The organism is Pseudomonas sp. PA27(2017), assembly GCF_001945445.1.
Classification (GTDB): Bacteria; Pseudomonadota; Gammaproteobacteria; order Pseudomonadales; family Pseudomonadaceae; genus Aquipseudomonas.
The window spans coordinates 244062-268820 of the sequence record NZ_MSXW01000026.1; the positions used below are offsets into that span (position 1 = coordinate 244062).

At 65.0% G+C, this 24759-nt stretch carries 24 protein-coding genes; 13 read left to right on the plus strand and 11 right to left on the minus strand.

Translation table 11 applies throughout. The annotated features are described in order from the left end of the window. Positions 1–109 precede the first annotated feature (109 nt). The 3 genes from BVH06_RS14880 to BVH06_RS14890 all read right to left on the minus strand — a co-directional run bounded on the left by BVH06_RS14880 (position 110) and on the right by BVH06_RS14890 (position 4192). Complete coding sequence (locus BVH06_RS14880) at positions 110–2533, minus strand: TonB-dependent receptor (protein WP_083652051.1); 2424 nt, start codon at positions 2531–2533, stop codon at positions 110–112. Between the two features lie 103 nt (positions 2534–2636). Then, on the minus strand, positions 2637–3608 hold the full coding sequence (locus tag BVH06_RS14885; RefSeq protein WP_075934558.1) for a FecR family protein: 972 nt from the start codon (positions 3606–3608) through the stop codon (positions 2637–2639). Then, on the minus strand, positions 3605–4192 hold the full coding sequence (locus BVH06_RS14890; protein WP_083652052.1) for an RNA polymerase sigma factor: 588 nt from the start codon (positions 4190–4192) through the stop codon (positions 3605–3607). The genes BVH06_RS14885 and BVH06_RS14890 overlap by 4 nt, the downstream gene beginning before the upstream one ends. Before the next feature lie 150 nt (positions 4193–4342). On the opposite strand from BVH06_RS14890, the gene BVH06_RS14895 reads away from it, so the two are divergent. After that, entirely contained in the window at positions 4343–5017 is a 675-nt protein-coding gene (locus BVH06_RS14895; RefSeq protein ID WP_075934559.1) for a DUF1028 domain-containing protein, read from the plus strand. Between the two features lie 88 nt (positions 5018–5105). Next, positions 5106–5654, plus strand: coding sequence for a cysteine hydrolase family protein (locus BVH06_RS14900; protein ID WP_075934560.1), 549 nt, complete (start codon positions 5106–5108; stop codon positions 5652–5654). A 124-nt stretch (positions 5655–5778) separates the two neighbouring features. On the opposite strand, the gene metE is transcribed toward BVH06_RS14900, so the two are convergent. Continuing rightward, positions 5779–8076, minus strand: coding sequence for a 5-methyltetrahydropteroyltriglutamate--homocysteine S-methyltransferase (metE, locus tag BVH06_RS14905; RefSeq protein ID WP_075934561.1), 2298 nt, complete (start codon positions 8074–8076; stop codon positions 5779–5781). Positions 8077–8267: 191 nt separating this feature from the next. On the opposite strand from metE, the gene BVH06_RS14910 reads away from it, so the two are divergent. The 4 genes from BVH06_RS14910 to BVH06_RS14925 are packed head-to-tail and all read left to right on the plus strand — an operon-like array spanning position 8268 to position 12026. Then, positions 8268–9083, plus strand: a complete 816-nt coding sequence (locus BVH06_RS14910) for an AraC family transcriptional regulator (RefSeq protein WP_075934562.1) — start codon at positions 8268–8270, stop codon at positions 9081–9083. A 45-nt stretch (positions 9084–9128) separates the two neighbouring features. Continuing rightward, complete coding sequence (locus tag BVH06_RS14915; protein ID WP_075934563.1) at positions 9129–10535, plus strand: FAD-binding oxidoreductase; 1407 nt, start codon at positions 9129–9131, stop codon at positions 10533–10535. A 30-nt stretch (positions 10536–10565) separates the two neighbouring features. Continuing rightward, positions 10566–10907, plus strand: coding sequence for a cupin domain-containing protein (locus tag BVH06_RS14920; RefSeq protein ID WP_075932653.1), 342 nt, complete (start codon positions 10566–10568; stop codon positions 10905–10907). A 42-nt stretch (positions 10908–10949) separates the two neighbouring features. Next, on the plus strand, positions 10950–12026 hold the full coding sequence (locus BVH06_RS14925) for a polyamine ABC transporter substrate-binding protein (RefSeq protein ID WP_075932652.1): 1077 nt from the start codon (positions 10950–10952) through the stop codon (positions 12024–12026). Positions 12027–12071: 45 nt separating this feature from the next. On the opposite strand, the gene BVH06_RS14930 is transcribed toward BVH06_RS14925, so the two are convergent. The 7 genes from BVH06_RS14930 to BVH06_RS14960 all read right to left on the minus strand — a co-directional run bounded on the left by BVH06_RS14930 (position 12072) and on the right by BVH06_RS14960 (position 18961). Next, positions 12072–12455, minus strand: coding sequence for a cupin domain-containing protein (locus tag BVH06_RS14930; protein ID WP_075932651.1), 384 nt, complete (start codon positions 12453–12455; stop codon positions 12072–12074). A 49-nt stretch (positions 12456–12504) separates the two neighbouring features. Next, positions 12505–13329, minus strand: a complete 825-nt coding sequence (locus tag BVH06_RS14935) for an AraC family transcriptional regulator (RefSeq protein ID WP_075934564.1) — start codon at positions 13327–13329, stop codon at positions 12505–12507. A gap of 113 nt (positions 13330–13442) precedes the next feature. Then, positions 13443–14369, minus strand: coding sequence for a cation diffusion facilitator family transporter (locus BVH06_RS14940; protein ID WP_075934698.1), 927 nt, complete (start codon positions 14367–14369; stop codon positions 13443–13445). An 87-nt stretch (positions 14370–14456) separates the two neighbouring features. After that, positions 14457–15629, minus strand: coding sequence for an MFS transporter (locus BVH06_RS14945; protein ID WP_075934565.1), 1173 nt, complete (start codon positions 15627–15629; stop codon positions 14457–14459). A gap of 77 nt (positions 15630–15706) precedes the next feature. Then, the gene (locus BVH06_RS14950; RefSeq protein ID WP_075932648.1) at positions 15707–16195 is read right to left on the minus strand and encodes a DUF3237 domain-containing protein; all 489 of its coding nucleotides are present in this window, start codon (positions 16193–16195) and stop codon (positions 15707–15709) included. A 40-nt stretch (positions 16196–16235) separates the two neighbouring features. Then, positions 16236–17570 carry an alginate export family protein gene (locus tag BVH06_RS14955; RefSeq protein WP_075934566.1) on the minus strand — a complete coding sequence of 445 codons (1335 nt, stop codon included), beginning with the start codon at positions 17568–17570 and terminating at the stop codon, positions 16236–16238. Positions 17571–17698: 128 nt separating this feature from the next. Then, positions 17699–18961, minus strand: a complete 1263-nt coding sequence (locus BVH06_RS14960) for a serine hydrolase (protein ID WP_075934567.1) — start codon at positions 18959–18961, stop codon at positions 17699–17701. Positions 18962–19104: 143 nt separating this feature from the next. Between BVH06_RS14960 and BVH06_RS14965 the strand changes: the two genes are divergently transcribed. From BVH06_RS14965 to BVH06_RS14995, 7 genes are all read left to right on the plus strand, one after another. Beyond that, positions 19105–19722: a TetR/AcrR family transcriptional regulator gene (locus BVH06_RS14965; protein WP_075932645.1), complete on the plus strand. Its 618-nt coding sequence runs from the start codon at positions 19105–19107 to the stop codon at positions 19720–19722. 69 nt (positions 19723–19791) lie between these two features. Continuing rightward, on the plus strand, positions 19792–20466 hold the full coding sequence (locus BVH06_RS14970; protein ID WP_075934568.1) for a thermostable hemolysin: 675 nt from the start codon (positions 19792–19794) through the stop codon (positions 20464–20466). Continuing rightward, a complete protein-coding gene (locus BVH06_RS14975; RefSeq protein ID WP_075934569.1) occupies positions 20456–21934 on the plus strand; it encodes an AMP-binding protein in 1479 nt (492 codons plus the stop codon). The genes BVH06_RS14970 and BVH06_RS14975 overlap by 11 nt, the downstream gene beginning before the upstream one ends. Continuing rightward, positions 21931–22617 carry a TenA family transcriptional regulator gene (locus BVH06_RS14980; protein ID WP_075934570.1) on the plus strand — a complete coding sequence of 229 codons (687 nt, stop codon included), beginning with the start codon at positions 21931–21933 and terminating at the stop codon, positions 22615–22617. The genes BVH06_RS14975 and BVH06_RS14980 overlap by 4 nt, the downstream gene beginning before the upstream one ends. Further along, positions 22604–23407: an SDR family oxidoreductase gene (locus BVH06_RS14985; RefSeq protein WP_075934571.1), complete on the plus strand. Its 804-nt coding sequence runs from the start codon at positions 22604–22606 to the stop codon at positions 23405–23407. Before BVH06_RS14980 ends, BVH06_RS14985 begins: the two co-directional genes overlap by 14 nt. Before the next feature lie 11 nt (positions 23408–23418). Further along, entirely contained in the window at positions 23419–24075 is a 657-nt protein-coding gene (locus BVH06_RS14990) for a hypothetical protein (RefSeq protein ID WP_075934572.1), read from the plus strand. A 26-nt stretch (positions 24076–24101) separates the two neighbouring features. After that, complete coding sequence (locus BVH06_RS14995; RefSeq protein WP_075932640.1) at positions 24102–24758, plus strand: response regulator transcription factor; 657 nt, start codon at positions 24102–24104, stop codon at positions 24756–24758. Position 24759: the final 1 nt, after the last annotated feature.

Sequence of the window (24759 nt, forward strand, 5' to 3'; positions counted from 1 at the left end):
TCTTGCTTTTCTGGGGTTTCGAGCGTCAACCGTCCCCGGGTATCGCTACGCTCAACACCGGGCTACAGGTGATCAACGTAGCCTGTGGTTGAGCGAAGCGATACCCAGGTCAGAACTCCAGGGTACTGGAGAGCTGCACCTGGCGCGGCTCGCCGACGGAGACGGCAAGGTTGTTCACCGAGGAGCTGTAGTAGGTCTTGTCGAACAGGTTCTTCACGTTGAGCTGCAGCTTGAGCTTGTTGTCGCCCAGGCGCGTGTCGTAGCTGGTAAAGGCGTCGGCCACGGTGTAGGACGGCAGGGTGAAGTTATTGGCCGCATCGCCCTCCCGGTCACCCACGTAGCGGGCCCCTAAACCTGCGCGCACACGGTCGGCACCGAACACCTGACCAAAGTCATACACGCCGTACAGCGACGCGGTGTGCCGGGCCACGTTCTGCAGGCCATTGCCCTTGAGTTCCGGATCCTTGGTCACCTCGGCATCGGTAAAGGCGTAGGTGCCGATCAGGCTGAGGTCGTCGGTCAATTGCCCGGTCACGTCCAGCTCTACACCTCGTGAACGCACCTCACCTGCACCGCGGGCGAAGTTCTCATTGCCTATGGTTTCGGTTACCAGCACGTTTTCCTTGACGATATCGAACAGCGCCAGGGTACCGGTGATACGTCCCGGTTTGTCCAGCTTGGTGCCGATCTCCCAGCTCTTGCCCTCCTCCGGCTGCACGCCGTTGATGGAGGCGCCATTGTTCAGCGGCGCGATGGTGGAGTTGGGCTTGAACGATTCGGTGTAACCGCCATACAGCGACAGCTCGTCGTTGAGTTTGTATACCAGCCCTACCCGCGGTACCCAGACCTGGCCATCGATATCGGTGTTCTTCTTGAACGGCCGGCCGCGCCCGGACATCTGGTCATAGAGCTGGTAGCGCGCTCCAGCCACGAAGATCCACTGCTCGTTGAGGTGCACCGAATCCTGCAAGAACGCCGACTGGGTAACGACGCGATCGGTCTGGTCGCTGTCGCTGGCAACCACCGTGGTGGGCACCGGCACGTTGCCGTAGACCGGGTTGAACGGGTCGAAACGGACGGCGGTGTTCTGGCGCAACAGATCCTCACGGTAGAACTTGCGGTATTCGTGATCCACGCCCATCAACAGGTCGTGCTGCATACCGCCAAGCTGCACCTTGCCATCCAGATCGAAGGTGGCGAAGTGCGAGGTGCTGACCGCACCCCGGGTGCCATCCAGGCGACGAACATAGGCGTTACTGCTATCGGAGGGCGGCTCGCGAAAAATTCGCGCCTGGTAGTCGTCGTAGTTGTCACGGTTGTAGCTGTAGGCGAAGTGGGCTTTCCAGTCTTCGTTGAGCTGATGCGAGAGGTCGAAGATGGTCAGGTTCGAGCGGCCTTCGGTGATGTTGTAGGCCTCGTCCAGCCGGCGCTCGGCGGGAATGTCCAGTGGCTTGCCATTGCGAAAGAGAGTGCCGCGATCGAACGGCACCGAATACTCGCGGTACTCGTGGCTGAGGGTGACCGTGGTGTCCTCGCCGTACCAGGCCAGCGACGGTGCGAAGGTCTTGTCGCGGTTGTGGCCGAAGTCGCGCCAATAGTCGGCGTCGTCATAATCGGCGACCAGCCGGTATGCCAGGCCGGTTTCGCCCAGCGGGCCGGTCACGTCCAGGGTGCCGCCGCTGCCATTCTTGCCGTGGCCGTAGGTCGAGGCACGACCGGTGATGGCGCGGTAGCTTTCCAGCTGCGGTTTCTTGCTGATCACATTGATCACCCCGCCCGGATCGAGAATGCCGTAGAGCATCGACGACGGCCCCTTGAGCACTTCGACGCGCTCGGTGGTGGCGGTGAAGTTGCGGCCCTGGATGGTGCGCATGCCGTCACGCAGGATGGAGCCGTCGCGGTTATCGCCAAAACCCCGCTTCATCACCGCATCCAGGGTGCTGCCCAGGGTGTTGGACTGGGTGATGCCACTGACGTTGACCAGCGCCTCGTCGAGATTCTGCGGCTGCTGATCCTGCAGCACCTGGGTCGGCACCACCGCGACGGCCTGGGGGATCTCCAGCAGCGGCGTGTCGCTGCGCGTCAGCGAGGTAGTTTCCGGCGGCTGGTAGCTGGTGCTCGACGTGCGTTGCGACTGGATGTTCACCGCACCGAGGTTCAGGGCGCCGTCGCTGGGCAGTGCCTGCAGGGTGACGGTACTGGCACCCGCCCGGGCGAAGGTGAAACCGGAGCCGGCCAGCAACCGGGCCAGCGCCTGCTCGGCGCTCATGCGCCCCTCGAGCGCTGGCGCCTGTAACGCGTAGGGCGCTTCGTCGGTGTACACCACATTGAGGCCAGTGATGCGGCTGAAGGCATCGAGCGCCCGAGGCAGTGGCTGCGCAGCGATGGCGAAGTCGTAGGTCGCGGCCTGATCGGCGCTGGCCTGGGCCTGGGCCGGCTGCGCCAGGGGCAGGATGGCCGAGCCCAGCAGGCAGGTGGCCAGACCGATGTGTTTCAAGGAGGCATCCTGCCGGCGCATGGTGCGGTGGTTCATGGTGGTGTTCATCCAGAGGCGGGCTGTCAGTGCGAAAAAGTCGCATTCAAAGCACTACACGAATGCCGTGCGGCTCTACCTCACCCCGGCCTGAAAATATTTTTCAGCGCAGGATGATCAGCCGCCCCAACACCTTGTGCTGCTCGAAGCCCACCACGCCCTGCAGGGCATCGAGAATCGCCCCGGGATCCTGGCTGGCGAAGCTGCCGCTGACCCGTTTGCCGCGCAGCGTGTCGTCGAGCAGCACGATGCGCCCCGGGTAATAACGGCGTAGTTCGTCGAGCACATCGCCCAGCGGGGCGCGATAGAAACTCAGGCGGCCATCGCGCCAGGCGGTCAGCGCACCGGTGTCGACGGCCAGGGGATTGCCGCTGACGCCATCCCGGTAACTGACCTGCTGATCGGCAGTCAGTACCCGCGGCGCCTCCAGTGGCCCGCCGCGCACCGCCACCCGCCCCTGCTGCACCGAAACTCGCGCGCCCTCCCCCAGGTGCCGCACCTCGAAGCGCGTGCCGAGCACCCGCGCCTCGCCACCGGCCGCGGCGACGGTAAAGGGAATCTCGCCCGGCACCACGCTGAAATACGCCGCCCCACGGCGCAGCTCTACGTGCCGCTCGCCCACGCTGTAGCGCACGGCGATGGCGCTGTCGGCGTCCAGCACCACGCTCGATCCGTCGCTTAGCGTCACCGTGCGTACCTCACCCGGCGCCGACACCATATCCGCGCCCAGGTCATCGACCCAGCGTAGCGGCTGCCAGCCGCCGACCCACACCACCAGCAGCAGGCAGGCGGCCATCGCCAAGCTCGGCGCCCAGTACCGGCGCCGGCGCTTCGCCGCACGCAGGTACTGCTGCAGGGCGGCGTGCTCCTCCTCGGCCAGTTGCTGGGCAGCCGGGCGGCTCAGGTGCCAGAGCGACTGCATGTGCACGAAGGTATCGACGTGCTCGGGCGCAGCGGCCAGCCATTGCTCGAATGCCATCTGCACGCCATCGTCGGGCTGGCCCTGCAGGCGGCCGAGCCACAGCCAGGCATCCTGCTCGATAGGCGACAGCGGTGGGGATGACTCGAGGCTCATGGCGCAGCGCTTCCGTGTGAATGGCTGGCCGGCATATCGATGACGCTGGCCTTGCAAGCTTCCAGGGCGCGCATCATATGTTTTTCCACCGCGCTCTGGGAAAGCGTCATGCTGCGGGCGATCTGCCCGTAGGTCTGGCCGTGGATGCGATTGAGCAGAAAGATGTGCCTGGTGCGCTCTGGCAAGGCCCGCAAGGCCGCCTCGACACGGCGCAGATCACTGCCCGCCTCCAGCGCTGCATCCAGCGAAACGCTCGAATCGCCGCGCTGCTCGGGCAGCAGACCCGCCTCGTTACGGGAGCGAGCGCCCTCGCTGCGCAGGTGGTCGATGGCCAGGTTGTGGGCGCTGCGAATCAGATAACTGCCCATGTCTTCGAGCGGCGCCCTGGGCCGTCGCCAGAAGCGCAGAAACAACTCCTGCACCAAATCCGCCGCCGTCGCCCGACAGCCGACGCGCCGACGCAATACCGCTTCCATCTGTTCGCGACGGGCGAGAAAGGTGTGCAGGAACGCGTCACGTTGCACCGGCTCCGTCACGGACGGGTCGGGCTGGCGAGATTCGGGCGAGGACGGGAGATCGACCATGTAAACGGACTGCTCGTGGCGATGCGGACAGAAGCGAGACGGCAAGGCGGAGAATGATAATGCTTATCAACAAATACCGATAGCCATACGACGAGCGGAACGATCACGCACGAGAAGCGGCCTAAGCCACACGCGCAAAAAGGAGCCGCCATGACCTTTTCCATCGTTGCCCGCTGCCCACGAACCGGCCAGTTCGGCGTTGCCGCCGCCACCGCCATGCCCGCCGTGGGCAAATTGCTCAGCCATGCAGCGGCCGGTGCCGGTGCGGTGGCGACCCAGGCCCAGGTCAACCCATACCTGGGGCTCGACGGCCTGGCGCTGCTGCGCGCTGGGTATTCGGCGCCAGCCGCCCTAAAGCGACTGATGGACACCGACCCGTGCATGCAACTGCGCCAGCTGGCGCTGATCGACAGCAACGGCGACAGCGTGTGCTGGACGGGCAGCGAGTGCATCCCCTGGGCCGGCTCGCTGTCCGGCGAACAGTTCTCCGTGCAGGGCAATCGCCTGGCCGGCCCGCAGGTGCTCGATGCCGTCGCCGATGCTTTCCGCCGCGGTGAGGACCGCCCGCTGGTCGAGCGCCTGATCGATGCCCTGGAAGCTGGTGATGACCGCGGTGGCGACCGTGAAGGAGAATCCTCGGCGGTCATCTATATCGTCGACCGCGAGGAATACCCGCTGTGGGACATCCGCGTCGACCATCACCGTGACCCGGTCGCCGAGCTGTGGCGCCTGCACGCCGTGTTCGCTCGCGAGGTGCTGCCAGAAATCCTCGCCATGCCGACCCGCGACAATCCGGCAGGCAAAGCGGCCGAAGATTCGGTGTGACGCAGCTGCGCGCAGAGATCGGCGCTTCAGCCTGCCGTTTCGCCGGCTTGCAGGTTAAGGTGTGGGTATCCATACCCCGGAGCACGCCATGAGCAAGCGCGCCCTGATTCTGATCGACATCCAGAACGACTACTTCCCTGGCGGCAAGTGGTCGCTGCATGAAATGGACGCTGCCACCGCCAATGCAGCCCGCGTGCTGACCGCCGCCCGCGCCGCCGGTGACACGGTAGTGCACGTGCGCCATGAATTCGAGAGCGTGGACGCGCCCTTTTTCGCGCCAAGTTCCAGCGGCGCGCACATCCATGAACAGGTCGAGCCGCGGGCTGGCGAAAGCGTGGTGCTCAAGCACAAGGTCAACGCCTTTCTCGGTACCGACCTGAAGGCGCTGCTGGACAGGGCTGGCGTGCAGCAAGTCTCCCTGGTCGGCGCCATGAGCCATATGTGCATCGACGCCGCGGCCCGCGCCAGCGCCGATTTCGGTTACGCCACTACGGTGATTCACGATGCCTGCGCAACCCGTGATCAGGAGTTCGAAGGCAAGCAGGTGTCGGCCGACCAGGTGCAGGCGGCCTATATGGCCGCCCTGGCATTCGCCTATGCGTCGGTGGTGTCGACCGAGCAGTATCTGGCGGGCTGACGCCTGCTGGCATTTGTGGGAGCGCGCCATGCGCGCGACGATAACTCCGCAACTCCGTAGCCTGCGGTTGCAGCATAGCGATACCCAGGGCAATCGCTCCCGGGTATCGCTGCTCTACCGTGTTTTACGCCAGTTCTCTGCGCAGCTGCCGCGCCGCCGCGACCATATTCACCAACGCCGCCTCGGTCTCCGGCCAGCCGCGGGTCTTCAAGCCGCAATCCGGGTTGACCCACAGGCGTTCGGCGGGAATGCGCTGCACGGCCTTGCGCATCAGCTTGACCATCTCGGCAGTGTCCGGCACCCGCGGCGAGTGAATGTCATAGACGCCCGGCCCGATGTCGTTGGGGTATTCGAAGGCCTCGAAGGCGTCCAGCAACTCCATGTCCGAGCGCGAGGTCTCGATGGTGATCACGTCGGCATCCATGGCGGCGATGGACTCGATCACGTCGTTGAACTCGCTGTAGCACATGTGAGTGTGGATCTGGGTTTCGTCGCGCACGCCGCTGGCGCACAGGCGAAACGCCTCGGTGGCCCAGCCCAGATACGCCTGCCAGTCCACCTGCCGCAGCGGCAGGCCTTCACGGAACGCGGCCTCGTCGATCTGGATGACCTTGATACCGGCCGCTTCCAGGTCCACCACCTCGTCACGCAGCGCCAGGGCCAGCTGGCGAGCCTGCACCTCGCGGCTGACGTCCTCACGGGGAAACGACCACATCAGCATGGTCACCGGGCCGGTCAGCATGCCCTTCATCACCTTGCCGGTGAGGCTCTGGGCATAGCGGATCCACTCCACGGTCATGGCTTTCGGGCGGCTCAGGTCGCCGTAGATGATCGCCGGTTTGACGCAGCGCGAGCCATAGCTCTGCACCCAGCCGAAGCGGGTGAACAGGTAGCCGTCGAGCTGCTCGGCGAAGTATTCGACCATGTCGTTGCGCTCGGCCTCGCCGTGCACCAGTACGTCCAGGCCCAAACGCTCCTGAATCTTCACCGCATGGCGAATCTCGCTGTGCATCGCATCGGTGTAATCACCCAGCGACAGCTTGCCCTGCTTGAACGCCTGACGGGCCAGGCGAATCGCCGAGGTCTGCGGAAAGGAGCCGATGGTGGTGGTGGGGAATGGCGGCAGGGCCAGGCCAATGCGCTGCCTGGCGATACGCTGGGCGAAGGGCGAACGGCGCTGGCTGTCGCCCGATTTCACGGCGGCGAGACGGGCCTGCACCTGGGGTTTGTGAATGCGCGGCGACGCCGCCCGGCTGGCCTGCATGGCGCGGCTTTCGGCCAGCGCCTTGCGTACCTCGGGGGCATCGGGCTGGTTGACGGCCAGGGCCAGCACCGCCACTTCGGCGCACTTCTGGGTGGCGAAGGCCAGCCAGCTTTTCAGTTCCGTATCCAGGCCTTCTTCACGGGCCAGGTCGACCGGGCTGTGCAGCAGCGAGCAGGACGGCGCGATCCACAGGCGTTCGCCAAGCCGGCTGTGGGCATGGCCGATCACCGCCAGGGCCTTCTCCAGATCGCAGCGCCATACGTTGCGGCCATTGACCACGCCAAGGGACAGCACCTTGTAGGCTGGCAGGCGGTCGAGAATGGTCGGGTACTGCTCTGGCGCGCGCACCAGGTCGATGTGCAGGCCGTCCACCGGCAGGTTGGCGGCCAGGCCGAGGTTGTCCTCCAGGCCGCCGAAGTAGGTGGCGATCAGCTTTTTTAGCGGCTCACGCTGCAGGCTGTTGTAGGCGCGCTCGAAGGCGTTCTTCCAGTCCTGCGGCAAATCGAGCACCAGGATCGGCTCGTCGATCTGCACCCACTCCACGCCCTGCTCGGCAAGGCGCTGGAAGATCTGCCCGTAGAGCGGCAGCAGGCGTTCGAGCAACTCCAGCTTGTCGAAGCCCTGGGCGTCGCCCTTGAGTTTGCCCAGCCACAGGTAGGTAAGCGGGCCGATCACCACCGGCTTGACGCAATGGCCGAGGGCCTGGGCTTCGGCCACTTCCTCGAACAACTGTTCCCAACTGAGGGCGAACTGCTGGTCGGCGGTGAATTCGGGCACCAGGTAGTGGTAGTTGGTATCGAACCACTTGGTCATCTCTTGCGCATGGGCACCGCCGCAGCAGGCGTCGCCACTGACGCCACGGGCCATGGCGAACAGCGTCTCCAGGGTCGGCTTGCCGCTGGCCGGGCGGAAGCGCTCGGGAATCACGCCGAAGGTCAGCGAGTGCGCCAGCACCCCGTCATACCAGGCGAAATCGCCGACCGGCAGCAGCCCGATGCCGGCGTCCTTCTGCACCTGCCAGTGGCGAGCACGCAGCTCGCGGCCCACGGCGCGCAGACCGGCTTCGTCCAGCTCTCCTTTCCAGAACGCTTCCTGGGCTTTCTTCAGTTCACGGTCACGTCCGATTCGGGGGAATCCGAGGCTGTGGGCCAGGGCCATGGCGATCTCTCCAATACATAAATGATGGTGTGCATTGTCGAGACTCTTTTAAGTTGAAACAAACTCAACGCACTAACGTTAAAAACAAGTTTCCCTCATGTTGAAAACGTCGGCTCAGGAGTTCCGCTCCCTGGCTTGAGGTGGCTGGTGCATTCGGGCAAGCTGGCCGCAGCCTTCTGGACAGAAATGGCATGCCTGAATTTCCCGACGACCCCGCCCAGACCGAGCGCACCCGCGAAACCGTGCTGCGCTATCACTACAGCTGGAAGTACCGCGACCTGGACGCAGTAATGGCGCTCTATCACCCCGAGATCGAGTACCACGACTTCTTCCTCAACCGCAGCATGGGCCTGGCCGAGCTGCGCGACTACGTGCTCGGCACCATGCCGCGCCAACCGGACGAAGCACTGGAACATACCGACCGCATCCGCATCGACGGCCATACCGCGTTCATCCAGTACCGCTACACGCTACATGGCGGCGAGGGGCTGGTATCGTTTCGCACCGCCGAGGCCATCACCGTGCGCGACGGGCTGATCTGGCGGGTCAACGAATATGCCTCGCTGGTGCACGAAGGCCCCGATGCGCGTGCGCCGATCCAGAGCAGTGCGGCAATCAGCAAGCTGGGCCTGTCGACCCGCCAGCTGGGCTTCATGGCCCAGGACCTGCAGGATTACTTTCAGCGCCGCCAGCCTTTTCTCGACCCGGCCCTGAGCCTGCAGCAGGTGGCCAGTGCCACCGGCTACAGCCGCAACCAGATTTCCTACCTGCTCAATCAGGTGCTCGGCCAGAGCTTCTACCGCTACGTCAACCAAGCGCGCCTGCAGCATCTGCTCGATCGCCTGCAGGCCGGCAACGACCTGCGGCGCATGGACGAGTTGGTCTTCGAAGCCGGCTTCAACTCCCTGACCGCCTTCTACAGCACCTTCCGCCGCCATACCGGGATGACGCCCAAGGCCTACCTGAAGGAGCTTTACGCGCGGGCACGCACGCAAGACAACACCTGAGTCGGCCACTAGTCTTGCCCCATACATCTTGTGTGGAAGCGGTGCATGAACGACTGGCGCAACATCAGCCTGTGGATGGATCAACTCGATGAGCCACTGACGCCGCGCCCGTCGCTGTCCGGCGATCTGCAGGTCGACGTGGCCATCATCGGCGCGGGTTACACCGGCCTGTGGACGGCCTACTATCTCAAGCGCCAGGCGCCCAATCTGCGCATCGTCATCCTCGAGGCGAAGATCGCCGGTTTCGGCGCTTCCGGTCGCAACGGCGGCTGGCTGATGGGCAACCTGCTTGGTGAGGATCGTCTGCTCGCCGGCCTCACCCCGCAGGCACGACGGGAATCCTACGACCTGCTGCACGGCATTCCCGACGAGGTCGGCCAGGTGCTGGAGCGCGAAGGCATCGACTGCGACTACCGTAAGGGTGGCGTGCTGTACTGCGCGGCCCGCTACCCGGAGCAGGAGTTGCGCCTGCGCGAGTACCTGCGCGGCTACCGCGATGAGGGGCTGAACGAGGACGATTACCGCTGGCTGCCCGCAGAGGAGTTGGCCCAACAACTGCGCATTCCCGGTGCCTACGGGGCCATCCACACACCGCATTGCGCGACCATCCAGCCGGCCCGCCTGGTCCGTGGTCTAGCGCGCTGCGTCGAGGCCATGGGCGTGAGCATCTATGAAGGCACCCCAGCCCTGAGCTGGCAGGCCGGCAGCGTGCGCTGCGAGGCTGGTGAGGTGCGCGCCGACTGGGTGGTGCCGGCCGTCGAAGGCTACTCACCCAAGTTGCCGCCGCTGGGTCGCTATCAGATTCCGGTGCAGAGCCTGATCGTCGCCACCGAACCGCTCCCGGCCTCGACCTGGGCGGAAATCGGCCTGGAGCGCGGCCAGGCGTTCAGCGAAGCCAGCCGCCAGGTTACCTATGGCCAGCGCAGCCGCGACGACCGACTGATCTTCGGCGCCCGCGGTGGCTATCGCTTCGGTAGCCGCCTGCGCAGCGACTTCAACCTCAACGACGAGGAACGCGGCCTGCGCCGCTACCTGTTCAGCGAACTCTTCCCGCAGTTGCGCAGCGTGCGCATCACCCACGCCTGGGGCGGCAACCTTGGTATGGCGCGGCGCTTCCACCCGCACATGCTCTGCGACCGCAGCGCCGGTATCGCCCTGTCCGGCGGTTATGGCGGCGAAGGCGTGGGCGCCAGCAACCTCGGTGGCCGCACCCTCGCCGACCTGATTCTCGGCCACCACACCCTGCTTACCCGCCAGCCCTGGGTGCGCCACGACACCCGCGTGCAGGACCTGCCACGCTGGGAGCCGGAGCCCTGCCGCTGGCTGGGTTACAACGCGATCATCCGCAGCTTCGTGCGCGAAGACAAATTGCTAGCCGACCCAGCCAGCCGGCCTTGGCAACGCAGCATGGCGCAGCGTGTGGCCAGTCTGATGGAAGGATTCATGAAGTAGACGCCCCTCCCCAACCCAAGGTTGCAAGCCATGACCATCACTCACTTCCGCGACACCGCAAGCGTCGCACTCGATGAACACAACCCGGTCGCCGTGCCGCTCAGCGAACCCGCCGCCGTCACCTCGGTGACCTGCGTGGAGCGCGACGATGGTGTGGAAACCGGCATCTGGGAATGCACCCCCGGCCGCTGGCGTCGGCAGATCGTGCAGCAGGAGTTCTGCCACTTCATCGCCGGGCGCTGCACCTTCATCCCCGATGTGGGCGACCCCATCGAAATCAAAGCTGGCGACGCCCTCATGTTGCCGGCCAACACCACTGGCGTGTGGGACATACAAGAAACGCTGCGCAAAACCTATGTACTGATTTTCTGACTGCTGCCTCCAAAACATCGACAACAATCGTTGAGGTCTCCCATGCTGAAAACGCTCATCCCGCTAATGCTCGTCGCCTCGGTCAGCCAGGCAGCGCAGGACGTACGCATCTACAACTGGACCGACTACATCGCCCCCGACACCCTGAAGAGCTTCCAACAGGCCAGCGGTGTCACGCCCCACTACGACGTCTACGACAGCAACGAAACCCTCGACGCGAAGCTGATGGCCGGGCGCTCCGGTTACGATGTGGTGTTTCCCTCCAACCACTTCATGGCCCGGCAGATTCAGGGTGGCGCGCTCAAGGAGCTGGACAAGAGCCAGCTGCCCAACTGGAAGAACCTCAACCCGACGCTGCTCAAGGCCCTGGAAGGCAACGACCCGGGCAACAAGCACGGCTTCCCCTACCTGTGGGGCAGTACCGGCATCGGCTACAACGTCGAAAAGGTCAAGGCCGTGCTAGGAAGCGACGTGCCGTTGGATTCCTGGGACCTGATCTTCAAGCCCGAGCTGATGGCCAAGCTGAGCAAATGCGGCGTGGCGATTCTCGACAACGGCCCGGAAATGCTGCCCATCGCCCTGCACTACCTGGGCCTGCCGCACCACAGCCAGAAGGCAGAGGATTACAAGAAGGCCGAAGCGCTGCTGATGGAGATGCGCAAAAACGTCGCCTATTTCCACTCGTCCAAATACGTGGGCGAGCTGGCCAACGGCGACGTGTGCATGGCGGTCGGTTTCTCCGGCGATATCATGCAGGCCAGCGCCCGTGCCAAGGAGGCTGGCAACGGCGTGAACATCGCCTACGTGATCCCCAAGGAAGGCGCACCGATGTGGTTCGACATGGTCTCCATGCCAAAGGACGCGCCCAACGAAAAGGCCGCCTACGCCTTCATGAACTACCTGCTCGAGCCAAAGGTAATTGCCGGCATCAGCGATTACGTGCATTACGCCAATGGCAACAGCCAGGCCGACGCGCTGGTCGACCCGGCGCTCAAGGCCGACACCACCGTCTACCCACCCGATGACGTCATGGAAAAGCTCTACGCCTTGGAGGCCATGCCGCTGAACATCGACCGCATCCGCACACGGATCTGGACCAAGGTGAAAAGCGGCACCTGACACGCTTGCCAAGGGTTGGCGCTCGCAGGAGCGCCAACCCGGCCGTCAGATCCACAGATCATTGATCGCCGTACGTTCCCCGCCCTCCGCCCCGGTGTTCAGCACGCCGCGCGGCTCGATCAGCAGCAACTTCACCTCATCCTCGGCATAGGGTTTGTGCTCCACGCCCCTGGGCACCACGTACAGCTCGCCGCTGCCCAGGGTTACCGAACCGTCGCGAAAATCCAGGCGCAACTGGCCGTCGAGCACCAGAAAAGCTTCGTCGGTCTCGGCATGGGCGTGCCAGATGAAATCGCCCTGCAGGCGCGCAACCTTGAACTGGTAGTCGTTCATTTCCGCGACCACCCGCGGCGACCATTGCTCGGCGATCAGGTCGAACTTGCGGATCAGGTTGATGGATTGTTTGGCAGACGAAACTGGCGGGTTCATGGAGCGTTCCTCGGTTGATTTTCACCACTCTAGCGAGGGGCCCCAGGCGCTATCTTGTACGATCCTGCAACTTCTGCATGGCCAGCCAGCGCGCCGGGGCCAAGCCGAAGCTGGCCACGAAATGCCGGGTCATGTGGCTCTGGTCGAAGAACCCGGCAATCAGCGCCGCATCGGCCAGGCCGACACCCGACAGAGCCAGTTCACGGCAGCGCGCCAGGCGGCGCATGGTCACGTAGCGATAGGGGCTGGTACCGAACAGGGCACGAAAATCCCGCGACAGGCTCCAGCGATCCCGCCCGCTGACGTGCTCCAGCTCGTCCAGGGTGACGCTCGCGCCGTTGCGGCTGTGAATGTACTCGCGCGCCCGCTGCGTGGCGGGGTAATCGAAGGCGCGGCGGCCACGGGGCTTGCCGGCAACCGCCTGCAGGGCATGGGCCAGGTCGTAGATCGCGTCGTCTTCCTGCAAGGATTCCAGCGGGTCGTCCATTGTCTGCAGGAAGCGCTGCGTCGCCCGGCGCAGGCGTACGTCATCGCTCAAACCACCCTGAATGAACGGCAGCGGCTGGCCGCCCAATACCTGCTGGATCAGCACGGGGTCGATGTACAGCATGCGGTAATGAAAGCCGGCGTCGGTGCCGGCCATGCCGTCGTGGAGCTCATCCGGGTGCAGCACCAAAGTGCCGCCGGGCAGGCTGTGACGCATGGCGCGCCGGTAACGAAAACTCTGCACACCGGACAGCGTGCAACCGATGGCGTAAGCGTCATGGCGATGAGGGTCGTACCCATGGCCGCTGAAATACGCCTCGATGCGCTCCACCCGCCCCTGATCAGGGCTGCGCAGCAACCAATCGCTGCGGCCTGTCGATTTGCCCATGTCGCCGTTCTCCGTGCCGCTGCCAGGCAGGCGATACGGTAAACCGTCGGGCGCTAAAAAGCTCGTGGCTCGATAACCCGGGCGACGTCAAGGCATCCGTTGCGCCGCCCTCCTCACCGCGACCACTGCGGGTCCGTGGTGAAGGCGATGGTCAGCCAGCGGTTGGGGCCTTCGTCGCCGATGGCCTGGCCGATGACGTCGCGCACGGCGTCCCATTCGTCGAGGGTTTGCGCCGGCCAGTCGACCGGCACGATGAAGTACAACTCGATCTGCCGGGCGCGGCCAATCCGCGCGACATAAGCCTGGTAGCTGATGAAGCCGTACTGCTCGACGATGTCCTGGGCCACGGCGTCGACATGCTGTTTGAGATCCGGCGGGGTGGCCAGCAGGATGTCCGACAGCGCCTGGCGTATGGTCGCCAGCGGCATCGGCAGGATCACCAGGCAGATCAGCGCCAGCACCGCCGGGTCGATGTAAGGGCCGAGCCAGGCGTAGCGCGTCTGCTCGGTCAGGTAGCCGACGGCGAAGGCGATCAGAAGGGCCAGGGAAATGCACCCGGACATCACCCAGCCTTTGGCATCCAGGGCGAGAAAATCCGAGCGGATGCGCCGGTTGGCGCGAAATTCGTAGCTGGCGAATGCGAAGCAGATCAGTGTGGCGGCCCCGGCATACAGCGAGGCCAGGCCGAACTCCAGCGGCGTGCCGCCGGACAGCAGGTTGGCCACGGCGTTGATCAGCGCGTAGGCCGCCACCCCGCACAAGAGCGTGCCGTTGAGCGCCAGTACCATGGGCTCCAGGTGCCAGAAGCCCATGTTGAAACGCTCGGCCAGGCGGCGGCTGGCCTCGTTTTGCGTGGTGTGCCGGAGAATCAGGGTGGAGACCATCAGAGCCAGGCCGCTCATGCTGGCGTCGGCCAGGGAATAGACGCCATCGAAAACGATGGAGAACGATCCGGATGCCAGGCCGATGACGATCCCCAAGCCGCCCACCAGCAAGGTCATGGCAATCGAGCCGCGCAAGATGCCCTGTTCCGTTTTCATCGCCATCTGCACGCTCCCTTTTCGGACAAAACCGTAAGGATACCGGTCCCGTTCAGCCGCTGCTGGCAGGCTTGTTTAGCGCCTGTTTCAGGCCGAGGAGTTCAGCGGTTTACCGTGCAGGCTGCGCCGCCCGAAGGTCAGCATGATGATCACCAGCACGCAGCCGATCAGGATCGCCCCCGCGGACAGCACGAAGATGCTGTGCCGGTCGTTACCCTCGATGAACAGGCTCAGCAGGGTCGGCGCCGCGGCGGCCGATGCCACCTGCACCACGCCGACCAGCTTGGTCAGGCGGCCGGCCGGGTCGTGGGCCACCACAGAGGACATGTAGTAGGACAGCGCCAGGTTCCAGCCGAAGTTCATCAGAAACACCGCGATCATCAGGTCGGACGCCGTATGGATGCGCGTGGCCAGCATATAGATGGCGCCCAGCACGGCCAGCGAACCAGTGAGGATCATTGGCACGCGGCCCAGGTGCCGCCCTGCCACACTGGGCAGCGCCGCGCCAGGCAAGCCGCCGAGCAAGCCGATGCTGATCGCCCAGCCGATGTCCACCGGCGCGACGCCCGCCTCGCTGGCGATGCCCTCGACGAAGCCCCACAGCGAGTAGATCGACAGTTGCAGGAACAGCATGCCGAGCAAGGAGCAGACACCGATCAGGGTCAGTCCGGACAGCAGCGGCTCGCTGGATACCTGGCGATCCTCCAAACGCTGCCTGACCGGCAGGCAGAAGCACACCAGGCAGACCAACAGGAACCAGGCGGCCAGGTAGTAAATCGCCCCCGCGAAGCCTTTCCACTCGGCGATCATCGGCAGAATCACCGCGCTGCTGGCGAACAGGCCGGTCTGCACGAACAGCAGGATGCCGAAGGAGCGATCCGGCCCGTTCATGCGGCCCAGGCAATAGATGGCGTAGGAATACAGGATGCCCGAGCAAATGCCCGAGATGCAGCGCAGCACCAGCAGCGTGTCGAGCCCGCTGATACCGGCAGTGGCGGCGTTGGCGACCAGCAGCAGGAGCGCCGTGCTCAGGGCGATGGTGCGTGGGCCGAGAAAGCGCAGCATCGGCACGTACAACAGTGTGCCGACGATGGAGCCGCACATCTCGGCGGACATGGTCCAGCTCTGCTGGGTCAGCGTCAGTGCCAGGCGCTCGGTCAGCAGGCCGATGAAGATCGGCTGCACGCCGATGACGAGAATCGAGGCCGCGGCAATGAAGATGCACGCGGCACGCACTACGGTTTGATTAGCGATGTTCATGGTCGTTACCCGCCGGCTCGGCCACGGGGTGGCCTGCCGCTTCAGTGAAATTCATCAATGCCGATAAGGAAAGCTGGTCAGGTGAGCCGATAGCAATGAATGGCGACCTGCTCCGCAGTGGGGTAGATCACCTTGCCGATCATCACGCTGCGGGTCAGCCAGTCGAGCCGTCCGCTCGCCACCTGAAAACGCGGTGAGCAACTGCATCGGTACTCCTGCTCGGGAATGGGCCAGATGCCCTGCGCTTCCAGCTCGCGGCCCTTGTCGCTGAGCACGATCAGGCCGGTGTTGTGGATGTTGATCCACTCACCGCGGTCGCTCAGCAGGCTGTATCGAGCATCCAGCTCACCCACGCCGTCGCTGCGCTGAAGATAGAAATCGGCGCCGCCGGCGATCACCTCGCCGCGCACCTCCAGGCCTTCGAAATGGCCACCGCGTATCCGGTAGTTGCTGCGTTGGCCATCCGGGCAGGTGCCCAATCCATCGCCCGGGGCGATCGCCACATGGATACTCATCACCCATTCCAGGGTCGGCACGCCGAGCCCGGTTTGCGCTGTCGTCGTCATCACGCACTCCTGCGCCCCGAGGGGCGTCTGTGGCCCGGTTTCAGTAGCGGTAGGTGAAATACAGTTCAAGGGCGCTGAATTGATCGTCGTCGCCAAACGCCTGCCTGGCCGCCGACTTGGCCTGCACCCAGTTGTACGAGAGCGAGCTGTAGAAACGCTCGTTGGGCGTCCAGTCGAGATACACCACGGTCTCGTCGGCGAAGCGGCGGTCGTCCACCGCGGCGCCGCGGAAGTTCTTTTCGTCGAGCCAGAACTGATAGTGGATGGCGCCTAGTGTGAGGGTATCGGTGAGGCGGTTCTTGATGGAGAACTGCTGAACCCGCTCGTTGCTGTTGAACAACAGGTAGTTGCCCACCACGTCACCGACCAGCCAGGTGCTCCAGTCCACGAAGCCCTTGCTGAGCGGGTCCCAAGCTTTCTGAGTGTTGTCGCCCAGGTCGTCATCACCGGAGAACACCGCATAGCGATAGCCGAGCGTGGGGGTGAAGGGCAGCGCCTGGAACTGGTAGTCGACCTGGGCGTACCAGGCCTTGGCGTCGTACTTGAGGGAGCCGTCGCCGCCGCGCTGCACGGCGTACTCACCGTTGAGGGTCAGGTTCGGCACGCCCGGCAGGTGGCCACGCAAGGCGCGCAGGTTGAAGACCTGCATGCCGTCGCGGCGCACGGCGTTGCTGCGCGTGCTGGCCAGGGTGTCGACTTCCATGGCCATGGCGCCGAGCGTCACCTGGCCGTCGAGGTCGTAGTCCAGGTTGGCGCCGTTCATGCGGTAGTCGCCATAGTGGTCGTCGGTGCGCAGGGTGAACGCTTGCGCCTGCACCGGGCCATGGCTCCAGGCCAGGATGGCCGAGTCCTTGAAGGCGGTGCGCGGGCCGAGCCAGTAGGCGCCGTCGTCGAGCAGATCGAGGTTGCCGTCCATGACGATGAAGCCGCTGCCGATGATGTAGTTCTGCCGGCCAGCGGTGAACCTCCAGTCGCCCGCTCGCACGCCGGCGTAGAGTTCTTCGGTGGCCACCCGACCATCGGAACTGCGCGAAGTGCCGCCGGCGTCACCGTCGCCAAAGGTGGTGGCGCCGATCACCGAGCCGCCGGCGAGCAGGCTGACGGTGTCGCTGAGCGAGTAGTCGAGGGTGATACCAGGCTTGAAGTAGAACTCCTGCCAGCCGATCTTGGTGCCGTCGTTTTCGCCGTTACGGGCGTCGATACGACCGGCACCGAAGTTGACGCCGCGGGTGGTGACGGAGGCGCCACCAACCGTCAGGTTGAGTTCGCCTTTGAGGTTATCGTGCTCGAACTGATAACCCGCCAGGGCCGATTGGCTGGCCAGCGGAAAGCCGAGTGCGAGCAACACGCAGGGAAAGCGCTTGGACGTGTACATATGAAGCTCCTGTGTATTTTTCTTGTATTACAGGGCAGTGAGCGGTGGCCGAAAGCGACCACCGAATACCTGACGCAGCAGGCAGGAGCACTGGCGAACCGGCGCTCTTGAATCTTGTAATGGTTGATTCAGCCGTGCAGATGGGCGGTGATCGCTCGCAGCATGCGCACGGTGTCGATATCCAGTTCGGTGACCGCTTCGGGCAGCGACGACTGCTTGACGATCACCACGTCCGAGGCGCAATCGACGAACAGGTACTGGCCATGGATGCCAGCGGCCATGATGGCTGGGCTGTGATCGTTGAAGACGTACCACTGGCTGCGGTAAGAAGCGCCCGGCGTCCACTCGGAGAAGTCCTTGTGCACGCCGTAGACTGCCGGATCGGCGCCGGCCGCGATCGCTTCGATCACCTGTTTATCGATGACCTGCCGACCGTCGACCATCCCGCCGTTGCCGAGCATCAGGCCGAAGCGTCCCATGTCGCGCAACGTGGCATTGAAGCCGGCACCGGCGACGCTGCGACCCCAGGGATCGGCCATGAAGTAGCCGTCGCGCTCGCAGCCGAGCTGTTGCCATACCGCCTGCAGCTGCTCGGCGCAGGCCACACCACTGGCGCGCTCCATCACCCAGGCCAGCACCTCGGTGGTGGCCGTGACGTAGTGGAACAGGCCGCCGTGCTCGCAGCGTTTGCGCAAGGAAGGCAGGTACTGATACAGCGACGCGTACTGGGCATATTCGGGCAGCGCCGGTTTGAAGCCACAGGCGTAACCGTATTGGGAGCTTTCCGAACTCGGGTCGTCGTAGATCTCGCTGTAGTGAACGCCTACCGCCATGTCGAATAGCTGGCGCACGGTGGCGTCGCCAAAGGCGCTGCCGGCCAGCTCCGGCACGTAGTGCTGGGTCTGGGCGTTGGCGTCAAGCAGGCCGTCGTGGATCAGTTGCTCACCGAGCACGCCGATCAGCGACTTGGTGACCGAGAACATGATGTGCCGGTCGCTGGCGACCTGACCGTTGAAGTAGTTCTCGTAGACCACACGCCCCCTGTGCAGCACCAGAAAGCTGTCGGTCTTGCTGGCCTCGAGGTGGTCTCGCACCTGCACGGTGCGACCGCAGGTGCTTTCGAAACTCAGGCCTTCGACTTCCACCGGAGCGTGGGCCAGCACCGAGCTGGGCCGTGAGCCGGCGGCGACGTCGATGCTCGGGCGCAGGCGCGCCAGGTTGCGAAAGCCCCAACGGTTGAAGGGTGGCGACATCCAGTTGGCCCAGGTCACACGCTTTTCGGGCTCGGCAGGGAAACCCTGCATCAGTACGGGTTCTTGTTCTTGTCTGTCGTACATCTCGCTGACTTCCGTATGACGGGAAACCAGGGAGCGGTCGAGAATCTGGTTCATGTGACGGGTCCTGGAAGTGGCCCTGCGTGAAGCAGGTACGAGCAAATAATTAATCCTATTAATTTCTTTAGTCAATAAAATATTTTCCCAAGAAAACCTGGCCAGCTATGATGGCCCCATCTCATAAATGCCCAGGAGCGACGGTGAGCGGATTACGCGAGCGCCAGAAGGAATTACGCCGCACGGCCATTTCGGCAGCGGCCGTGGCACTTTTTCAGCGACAGGGCTTCCGCGAGACCACGGTCGAGCAGATCGCCCGTGATGCAGGCGTCTCGGCGCCCACGGTGTTCAAGTATTTCGGCAGCAAGCACGAGATCATCCTAGAGATGATCAAGGAGTCCGATCGCCGCGCCCTGGTGGATGTACGCCAACGCATCCGCGAGTTCGACGACCCGGTCGATGCGCTTTGCCATCTGGAACACCTGCTGGTCAGCTATGCCCTCGAAGTGCTGCCCGCCGCACTCTGGCGCGAGCTGCTGCCGCTGGTGCTGGTCGGCGGCGACACGGGCCTGCCCGAGGCTTACCGGCAGACGAATCGCGGCCTGCAGGGCGAGATCGCCAATGTACTGCGCGAGTTGCAGGAGACCGGCAAGCTGCGCGCCGATCTGGATGTCGAACTGGCTGCCTTTCTGCTCAACGATTATTCCCACCTGCAACTGCTGCGTCTGACCGCCAACGACCGGATGGACCGCCAGGCCCACGCAGCCAACGTGCGCAACACCACACGCCTGATCTTCGAGGGCATGCGCGCGTCGCCGTGATGGCCTTCAGACTTCATTAAGGTTGCGCCTCGATAGTGTCTCCACCGCCTGGTCGCTGGAGCACCACCGATGATCGATACCGAATGGAAACTTGCCTTTCCCCTGCCTATCGGCCCCCACGCCGGGCGTGATCTGTCGCTGGCGCTGGTGCCGCAACAACACGCCGATCGTGAGCCCCTGGAGTGGTTCGTTCGCGAGTGCTTCGCCAACGTCCACCAGGCCGATATACGCCATTTCATGCCTACCCTGCTGGCCCTGCGCGACCGGCACGGCGCGTTCTGCGCTGCCGCCGGCGTGCGCACCGCCGACAGCGGCGCGCTGTTTCTCGAGCAATACCTGCAACAGCCGGTCGAGCGCGTGGTGTCCCGGCTCGCCGGCAGCACGGTGGAGCGCCGGCAGATCGTCGAGGTCGGCAACCTGGCGGCTCGCAGTGGCGGCAGCGCACGGCTGATCATCGTGGTGATGACCTGGCTGCTGGCCCACCGCAAACTCGACTGGGTGGTGTTCACCGGTGCCGCCTCGCTGATCAACAGTTTCCAGCGCCTGGGTCTCAATCCGCTGCTGCTCGGTGATGCCGATCCGCAGCGCCTGGGCAGCGAACAGCACAATTGGGGCCGCTACTACGCCGGGCGCCCGCAGGTGTTCGCCGGCAGCATCCGCGCCGGTCTGGCCCATCTGCAGGTCAGTGGCATGGCCGCGCGCCTGGGCCTGCCGGCCTCCCTGGAGCACAGCCATGCTGCCTGAGCTGAATGATTTCAAGGCGCTGTTGCTGCTACATGCTCATCGCCAACCATCGCGCCCGGCGCTGCGCGACGAGACCGAAAGCATCGACTACGGGCAACTGTGGAGCGAGATCGAAACACGCAAGGCGCTGCTGCTCGCCCAGCCCGGCAGAACCTTCGCACTGATCATGGACAACGGCCCGCAGATGCTGCTCTGGGACCTGGCCGCGCTATTCGCCGGCATTCCCTGCGTGACCCTGCCGCCGTTCTTCACCTGGGCGCAGACCGCCCATTGCCTGGAGCAAAGCGGCGTCGACTTGCTGCTGAGCGACGCGCCCCTGGCCGAACGACTGAGCGCAGCGGGCTTTCGCCAGGCCGGTGGTTTCTGGATGCGCGAGCCCTCGCCGGGCGAGCCGTTGCCGAGCGGCACCGCCAAGGTCACCTACACCTCGGGCACCACCGGCGCGCCCAAAGGCGTGTGCCTGAGCGCCGAAGCCCTGCTGCGCGTGGCCAGGGAGCTGCACGCCGCCAGCCGAACGGCCGCGCCACGTAATTACCTGGCGCTGCTGCCGCTGGCGGTACTGCTGGAAAACCTGGGTGTATACGCGGCCCTGCTGGCCGGCGCCAGCGTCACCCTGCTGCCCCAGCCGAGCCTGGGCATCGAAGGCGCCACGCGGGTCGACTGGCCGCGGCTGCTCGGCCAACTGGTGCGCCAGCAGGCGCAGAGCCTGATCCTGGTGCCGCAATTGTTGCTCGGCCTGATCACCGCCCTCGAACACGGCCAGCTGGATGCCGGGCAATTTCATTTCGTCGCCGTCGGCGGCGCGCGGGTCAGCGATGAGCTGCTCGAACGTGCCGCGCAGCTCAACCTACCGGTGTACCAGGGCTACGGGCTGTCCGAATGCGCCTCGGTGGTGTGCCTCAACACCCCGGCGTACAACCGCCCTGGCAGCGTCGGTCGCCCCCTGCCCCACGTGCAGCTGCGCATCGCCGATGACGGTGAAGTGTGGGTGCGTGGCTCGGCGCTGCTGGGTTACCTGGGCGAGGCGCCATTAGCCGGCGACTGGCTGGCCACCGGCGATATCGGCCTGCTCGACGCCGACGGTTATCTGTTTCTCAAGGGCCGCAAGAAACACCAGTTCACCACCAGCTTCGGCCGCAACGTCAACCCCGACTGGGTCGAGGCCGAACTCACCCAGCGCGGGGTGATCGCCCAGGCCTTCGTGCACGGCGAGGCCATGGATCACAACATCGCCCTGCTCTGGCCGGTCGACCCCGAGTGCAGCGACGAGGCCCTGGAGCACAGCGTTGCCTGGGCCAACATCGAGCTGCCCGACTACGCCCGGGTGCACCAGTGGCAACGCCTGGCCGAACCCTTCACCGCGGCCAACGGCCTGCTCACCAGCAACGGTCGCCTGCGCCGCGTGGCCATCCTGGCCCGCTATGCCCATCGCTTTTCAACCCCCGTTGTCCCCAAGGAGCAACCATGAGTTTCTTCGACCAACTGCAGGATGCGACTGCCGCCGAGCGCCAGGCGCTGAACGCCACGCCGGTGATCCGCGATGCGCTGGCCGGCCAGGTCAGCCTGGAGGCTTATCGCGCCTTCCTGACCCAGGCCTACTACCACGTGCGCCACACCGTGCCGCTGATGATGGCCTGTGGCGCGCGCCTGCCGGCACGGCTGGAATGGCTGCGTGGCGCGGTGTGCGAGTACATCGAGGAGGAATACGGCCACGAGCAGTGGATCCTCGATGACATCCGCGCCTGCGGCGGCGATGCCGAAAGCGTGCGCGACGGCCAGCCATCGTTGCCCATCGAGCTGATGGTGAGCTTTCTCTACGATCTGATCGCCCGCGGCAATCCGGTCGGTCTGTTCGGCATGGTCAACGTGCTCGAAGGTACCAGCATCGCCCTGGCCACCCAGGCTTGCGAAGCCATCCGCGAAGGCCTGCAACTGCCGCCCACCGCGTTCAGTTACCTGGCATCCCACGGTTCGCTGGATGTCGGCCACATGAATACCTACCGCGGCCTGATGGACCGTCTCGACGAGCCCGCCGACCAGCAGGCGGTGATTCACGCCAGCAAGGTGGTCTATCAGCTCTACGCCGACATGTTCCGCGGCCTGCCGCGCCTCGAGCCGGCCCAGCGGGAGACCCGCCATGCGGCTGTCTGACTGCCAGGTAGTGCTTACGGGCGCCAGCGGCGGCATCGGCCAGGCGCTGGCCGAACAGCTATGCGCCGAGGGCGCTCAGGTGATCGCCGTGACGCGCCAGCCCCAGGCACTCGAGGCCCTGCAGCACCTCTACCCGCAACGCATCCATCGGGTGGAGGCCGATCTGCGTGATGCCGCTGGCCGCCACGCCGTGCTCGATGCGGCGCGGCGCCTGGGCGGCATCAACCTGCTGCTCAACGCCGCCGGAGTCAACCGCTTCGCCCTGTTCGAGCAGGTCGATGACGGGCAGATCGACGACCTTCTGGCCGTCAACCTGGTCGCCACCCTGCAACTGACCCGCGCCCTGTTGCCGACCCTGCGCAAGCAGCCCCACGCGCTGATCGTCAACGTCGGCTCGACCTACGGCTCGATCGGCTACCCGGGCTACGCGGTGTACTGCGCCAGCAAGTTCGCCCTGCGCGGCTTCTCCGAAGCCCTGCGCCGCGAGCTGGCCGATACCGCAGTGGACGTGCTCTATGTAGCCCCGCGGGCGACCCGCACCAGCATGAACAGCAGCGCCGCCATGGCCCTCAACGAGGCCCTCAACAGCCGCGTCGACGAGCCCCAGCGCGTGGCGTGGCAGGTGACCGGCGCCATCGAGCGCAACCTCGCCGAGCTGTATCTAGGCTGGCCGGAAAAACTTCTGGTGCGCCTCAACGGCCTGTTGCCCGGCCTCGTCGACCGGGCGATCCGCAAGCAACTGCCGATCATCCACCGCATCATCCACTCCACCGAGATGCCACCTCGATGAACGCCTCCCCGATGAAAAAGACCCTGACTCACCTCGCCCTGGCCCTAGCCGCCCTGGGCATGCAAACCGGCGCCTGGGCGCTGGACACCGCCGGCACCCAGCAGCTGCAAGACATTCAGCAACGCTGGGCGCAGATTCAGTACGCCACCGCGGACGACCACAAGGTCGCTGAATTCGAGAAGCTGGCCGGGCAAGCCGAGGCCTTCACCCAGGCCCAGCCGAAAGCCGCCGAGGCGTGGATCTGGAAAGGCATCGTCACCAGCAGCTGGGCCGGAGCCCAGGGCGGCCTCGGTGCGCTGGGCAAGGCCAAGCAATCGCGCAGCGACTTGGAAAAGGCCCTGCTGCTAGACCCCGACGCCTTGCAGGGCTCGGCCTATACCAGCCTGGCGGCACTCTATGATCGGGTGCCGGGCTGGCCCATCGGCTTCGGCGATACACAGAAGGCCGACGAGTTGCTCCGGCAGGCGCTGCTGATCAACCCGGACGGCATCGACAGCCTGTATTTTTGGGGTGATCATCTGGCCCGCGAGGGCAAGTACGCCGACGCCAAGGCGGCGCTGCTCAAGGCCCGCCAGGCAGCGCCACGCCCCGGTCGCGAGCTCGCCGACAAGGGTCGCCAGCGCGAGATCGCTGCTTTACTGGAGCAAGTCGAGCACAAGCTCGACTGATCGCCACCACCTGACCGAGGACACCCATGCGACTGCTTCTGGTGGAGGACGACCTGCCGCTCGGCGAAGGCCTGCGCGCGGGCCTGCAAGCCGAGGGTTACACCGTCGACTGGCTGCACGACGGCGCCAGCGCGGTGCACGCCCTGCTCAGCGAAACCTTCGACCTGCTGGTACTCGACCTGGGCCTGCCGCGCCTGAGCGGCATCGGGGTGCTGCAACAGCTGCGCAAGAGCGGCTCGCACCTGCCGGTGCTGGTACTTACCGCGCGGGACGAAACCCGCGACCGCGTCGCCGGCCTGGATGCCGGTGCCGACGACTATCTGGCCAAGCCGTTCGACCTCAACGAACTCAAGGCGCGTATCCGTGCCCTGCTGCGCCGCAGCGCCGGTCGTGGGCGGGCGTTGATCGAACACGCCGGCATCACCCTCGACCCGACCAACCAGCAGGTGCATTACGCCGGCAACCCGGTGCCCCTGACGCCGAAGGAATACCTGCTGCTCCACGAACTGCTCGCCCATCCGGGCAAGGTGTTCACCCGCGAGCGCCTGGTGCAGCTGCTCTACGGCTGGGACGAAGAAGCGGAAAGTAACACCCTGGAAGTGCACATCTCCCACTTGCGCAAGAAACTGTTCAGCGAGCTGATCAGAACCGTGCGCGGCATCGGCTATCTGGTGGAGACCTGAG

Bases quoted from the DNA above. Each gene is read 5' to 3' on its own strand.
- BVH06_RS14880 (WP_083652051.1), bottom strand. From the start codon at position 2,533: ATGAACCACCGCACCATGCGCCGGCAGGATGCCTCCTTGAAACACATC.
- BVH06_RS14885 (WP_075934558.1), bottom strand. From the start codon at position 3,608: ATGAGCCTCGAGTCATCCCCACCGCTGTCGCCTATCGAGCAGGATGCC.
- BVH06_RS14890 (WP_083652052.1), bottom strand. From the start codon at position 4,192: ATGGTCGATCTCCCGTCCTCGCCCGAATCTCGCCAGCCCGACCCGTCC.
- BVH06_RS14895 (WP_075934559.1), top strand. From the start codon at position 4,343: ATGACCTTTTCCATCGTTGCCCGCTGCCCACGAACCGGCCAGTTCGGC.
- BVH06_RS14900 (WP_075934560.1), top strand. From the start codon at position 5,106: ATGAGCAAGCGCGCCCTGATTCTGATCGACATCCAGAACGACTACTTC.
- metE (WP_075934561.1), bottom strand. From the start codon at position 8,076: ATGGCCCTGGCCCACAGCCTCGGATTCCCCCGAATCGGACGTGACCGT.
- BVH06_RS14910 (WP_075934562.1), top strand. From the start codon at position 8,268: ATGCCTGAATTTCCCGACGACCCCGCCCAGACCGAGCGCACCCGCGAA.
- BVH06_RS14915 (WP_075934563.1), top strand. From the start codon at position 9,129: ATGAACGACTGGCGCAACATCAGCCTGTGGATGGATCAACTCGATGAG.
- BVH06_RS14920 (WP_075932653.1), top strand. From the start codon at position 10,566: ATGACCATCACTCACTTCCGCGACACCGCAAGCGTCGCACTCGATGAA.
- BVH06_RS14925 (WP_075932652.1), top strand. From the start codon at position 10,950: ATGCTGAAAACGCTCATCCCGCTAATGCTCGTCGCCTCGGTCAGCCAG.
- BVH06_RS14930 (WP_075932651.1), bottom strand. From the start codon at position 12,455: ATGAACCCGCCAGTTTCGTCTGCCAAACAATCCATCAACCTGATCCGC.
- BVH06_RS14935 (WP_075934564.1), bottom strand. From the start codon at position 13,329: ATGGGCAAATCGACAGGCCGCAGCGATTGGTTGCTGCGCAGCCCTGAT.
- BVH06_RS14940 (WP_075934698.1), bottom strand. From the start codon at position 14,369: ATGAAAACGGAACAGGGCATCTTGCGCGGCTCGATTGCCATGACCTTG.
- BVH06_RS14945 (WP_075934565.1), bottom strand. From the start codon at position 15,629: ATGAACATCGCTAATCAAACCGTAGTGCGTGCCGCGTGCATCTTCATT.
- BVH06_RS14950 (WP_075932648.1), bottom strand. From the start codon at position 16,195: ATGACGACGACAGCGCAAACCGGGCTCGGCGTGCCGACCCTGGAATGG.
- BVH06_RS14955 (WP_075934566.1), bottom strand. From the start codon at position 17,570: ATGTACACGTCCAAGCGCTTTCCCTGCGTGTTGCTCGCACTCGGCTTT.
- BVH06_RS14960 (WP_075934567.1), bottom strand. From the start codon at position 18,961: ATGAACCAGATTCTCGACCGCTCCCTGGTTTCCCGTCATACGGAAGTC.
- BVH06_RS14970 (WP_075934568.1), top strand. From the start codon at position 19,792: ATGATCGATACCGAATGGAAACTTGCCTTTCCCCTGCCTATCGGCCCC.
- BVH06_RS14975 (WP_075934569.1), top strand. From the start codon at position 20,456: ATGCTGCCTGAGCTGAATGATTTCAAGGCGCTGTTGCTGCTACATGCT.
- BVH06_RS14980 (WP_075934570.1), top strand. From the start codon at position 21,931: ATGAGTTTCTTCGACCAACTGCAGGATGCGACTGCCGCCGAGCGCCAG.
- BVH06_RS14985 (WP_075934571.1), top strand. From the start codon at position 22,604: ATGCGGCTGTCTGACTGCCAGGTAGTGCTTACGGGCGCCAGCGGCGGC.
- BVH06_RS14990 (WP_075934572.1), top strand. From the start codon at position 23,419: ATGAAAAAGACCCTGACTCACCTCGCCCTGGCCCTAGCCGCCCTGGGC.
- BVH06_RS14995 (WP_075932640.1), top strand. From the start codon at position 24,102: ATGCGACTGCTTCTGGTGGAGGACGACCTGCCGCTCGGCGAAGGCCTG.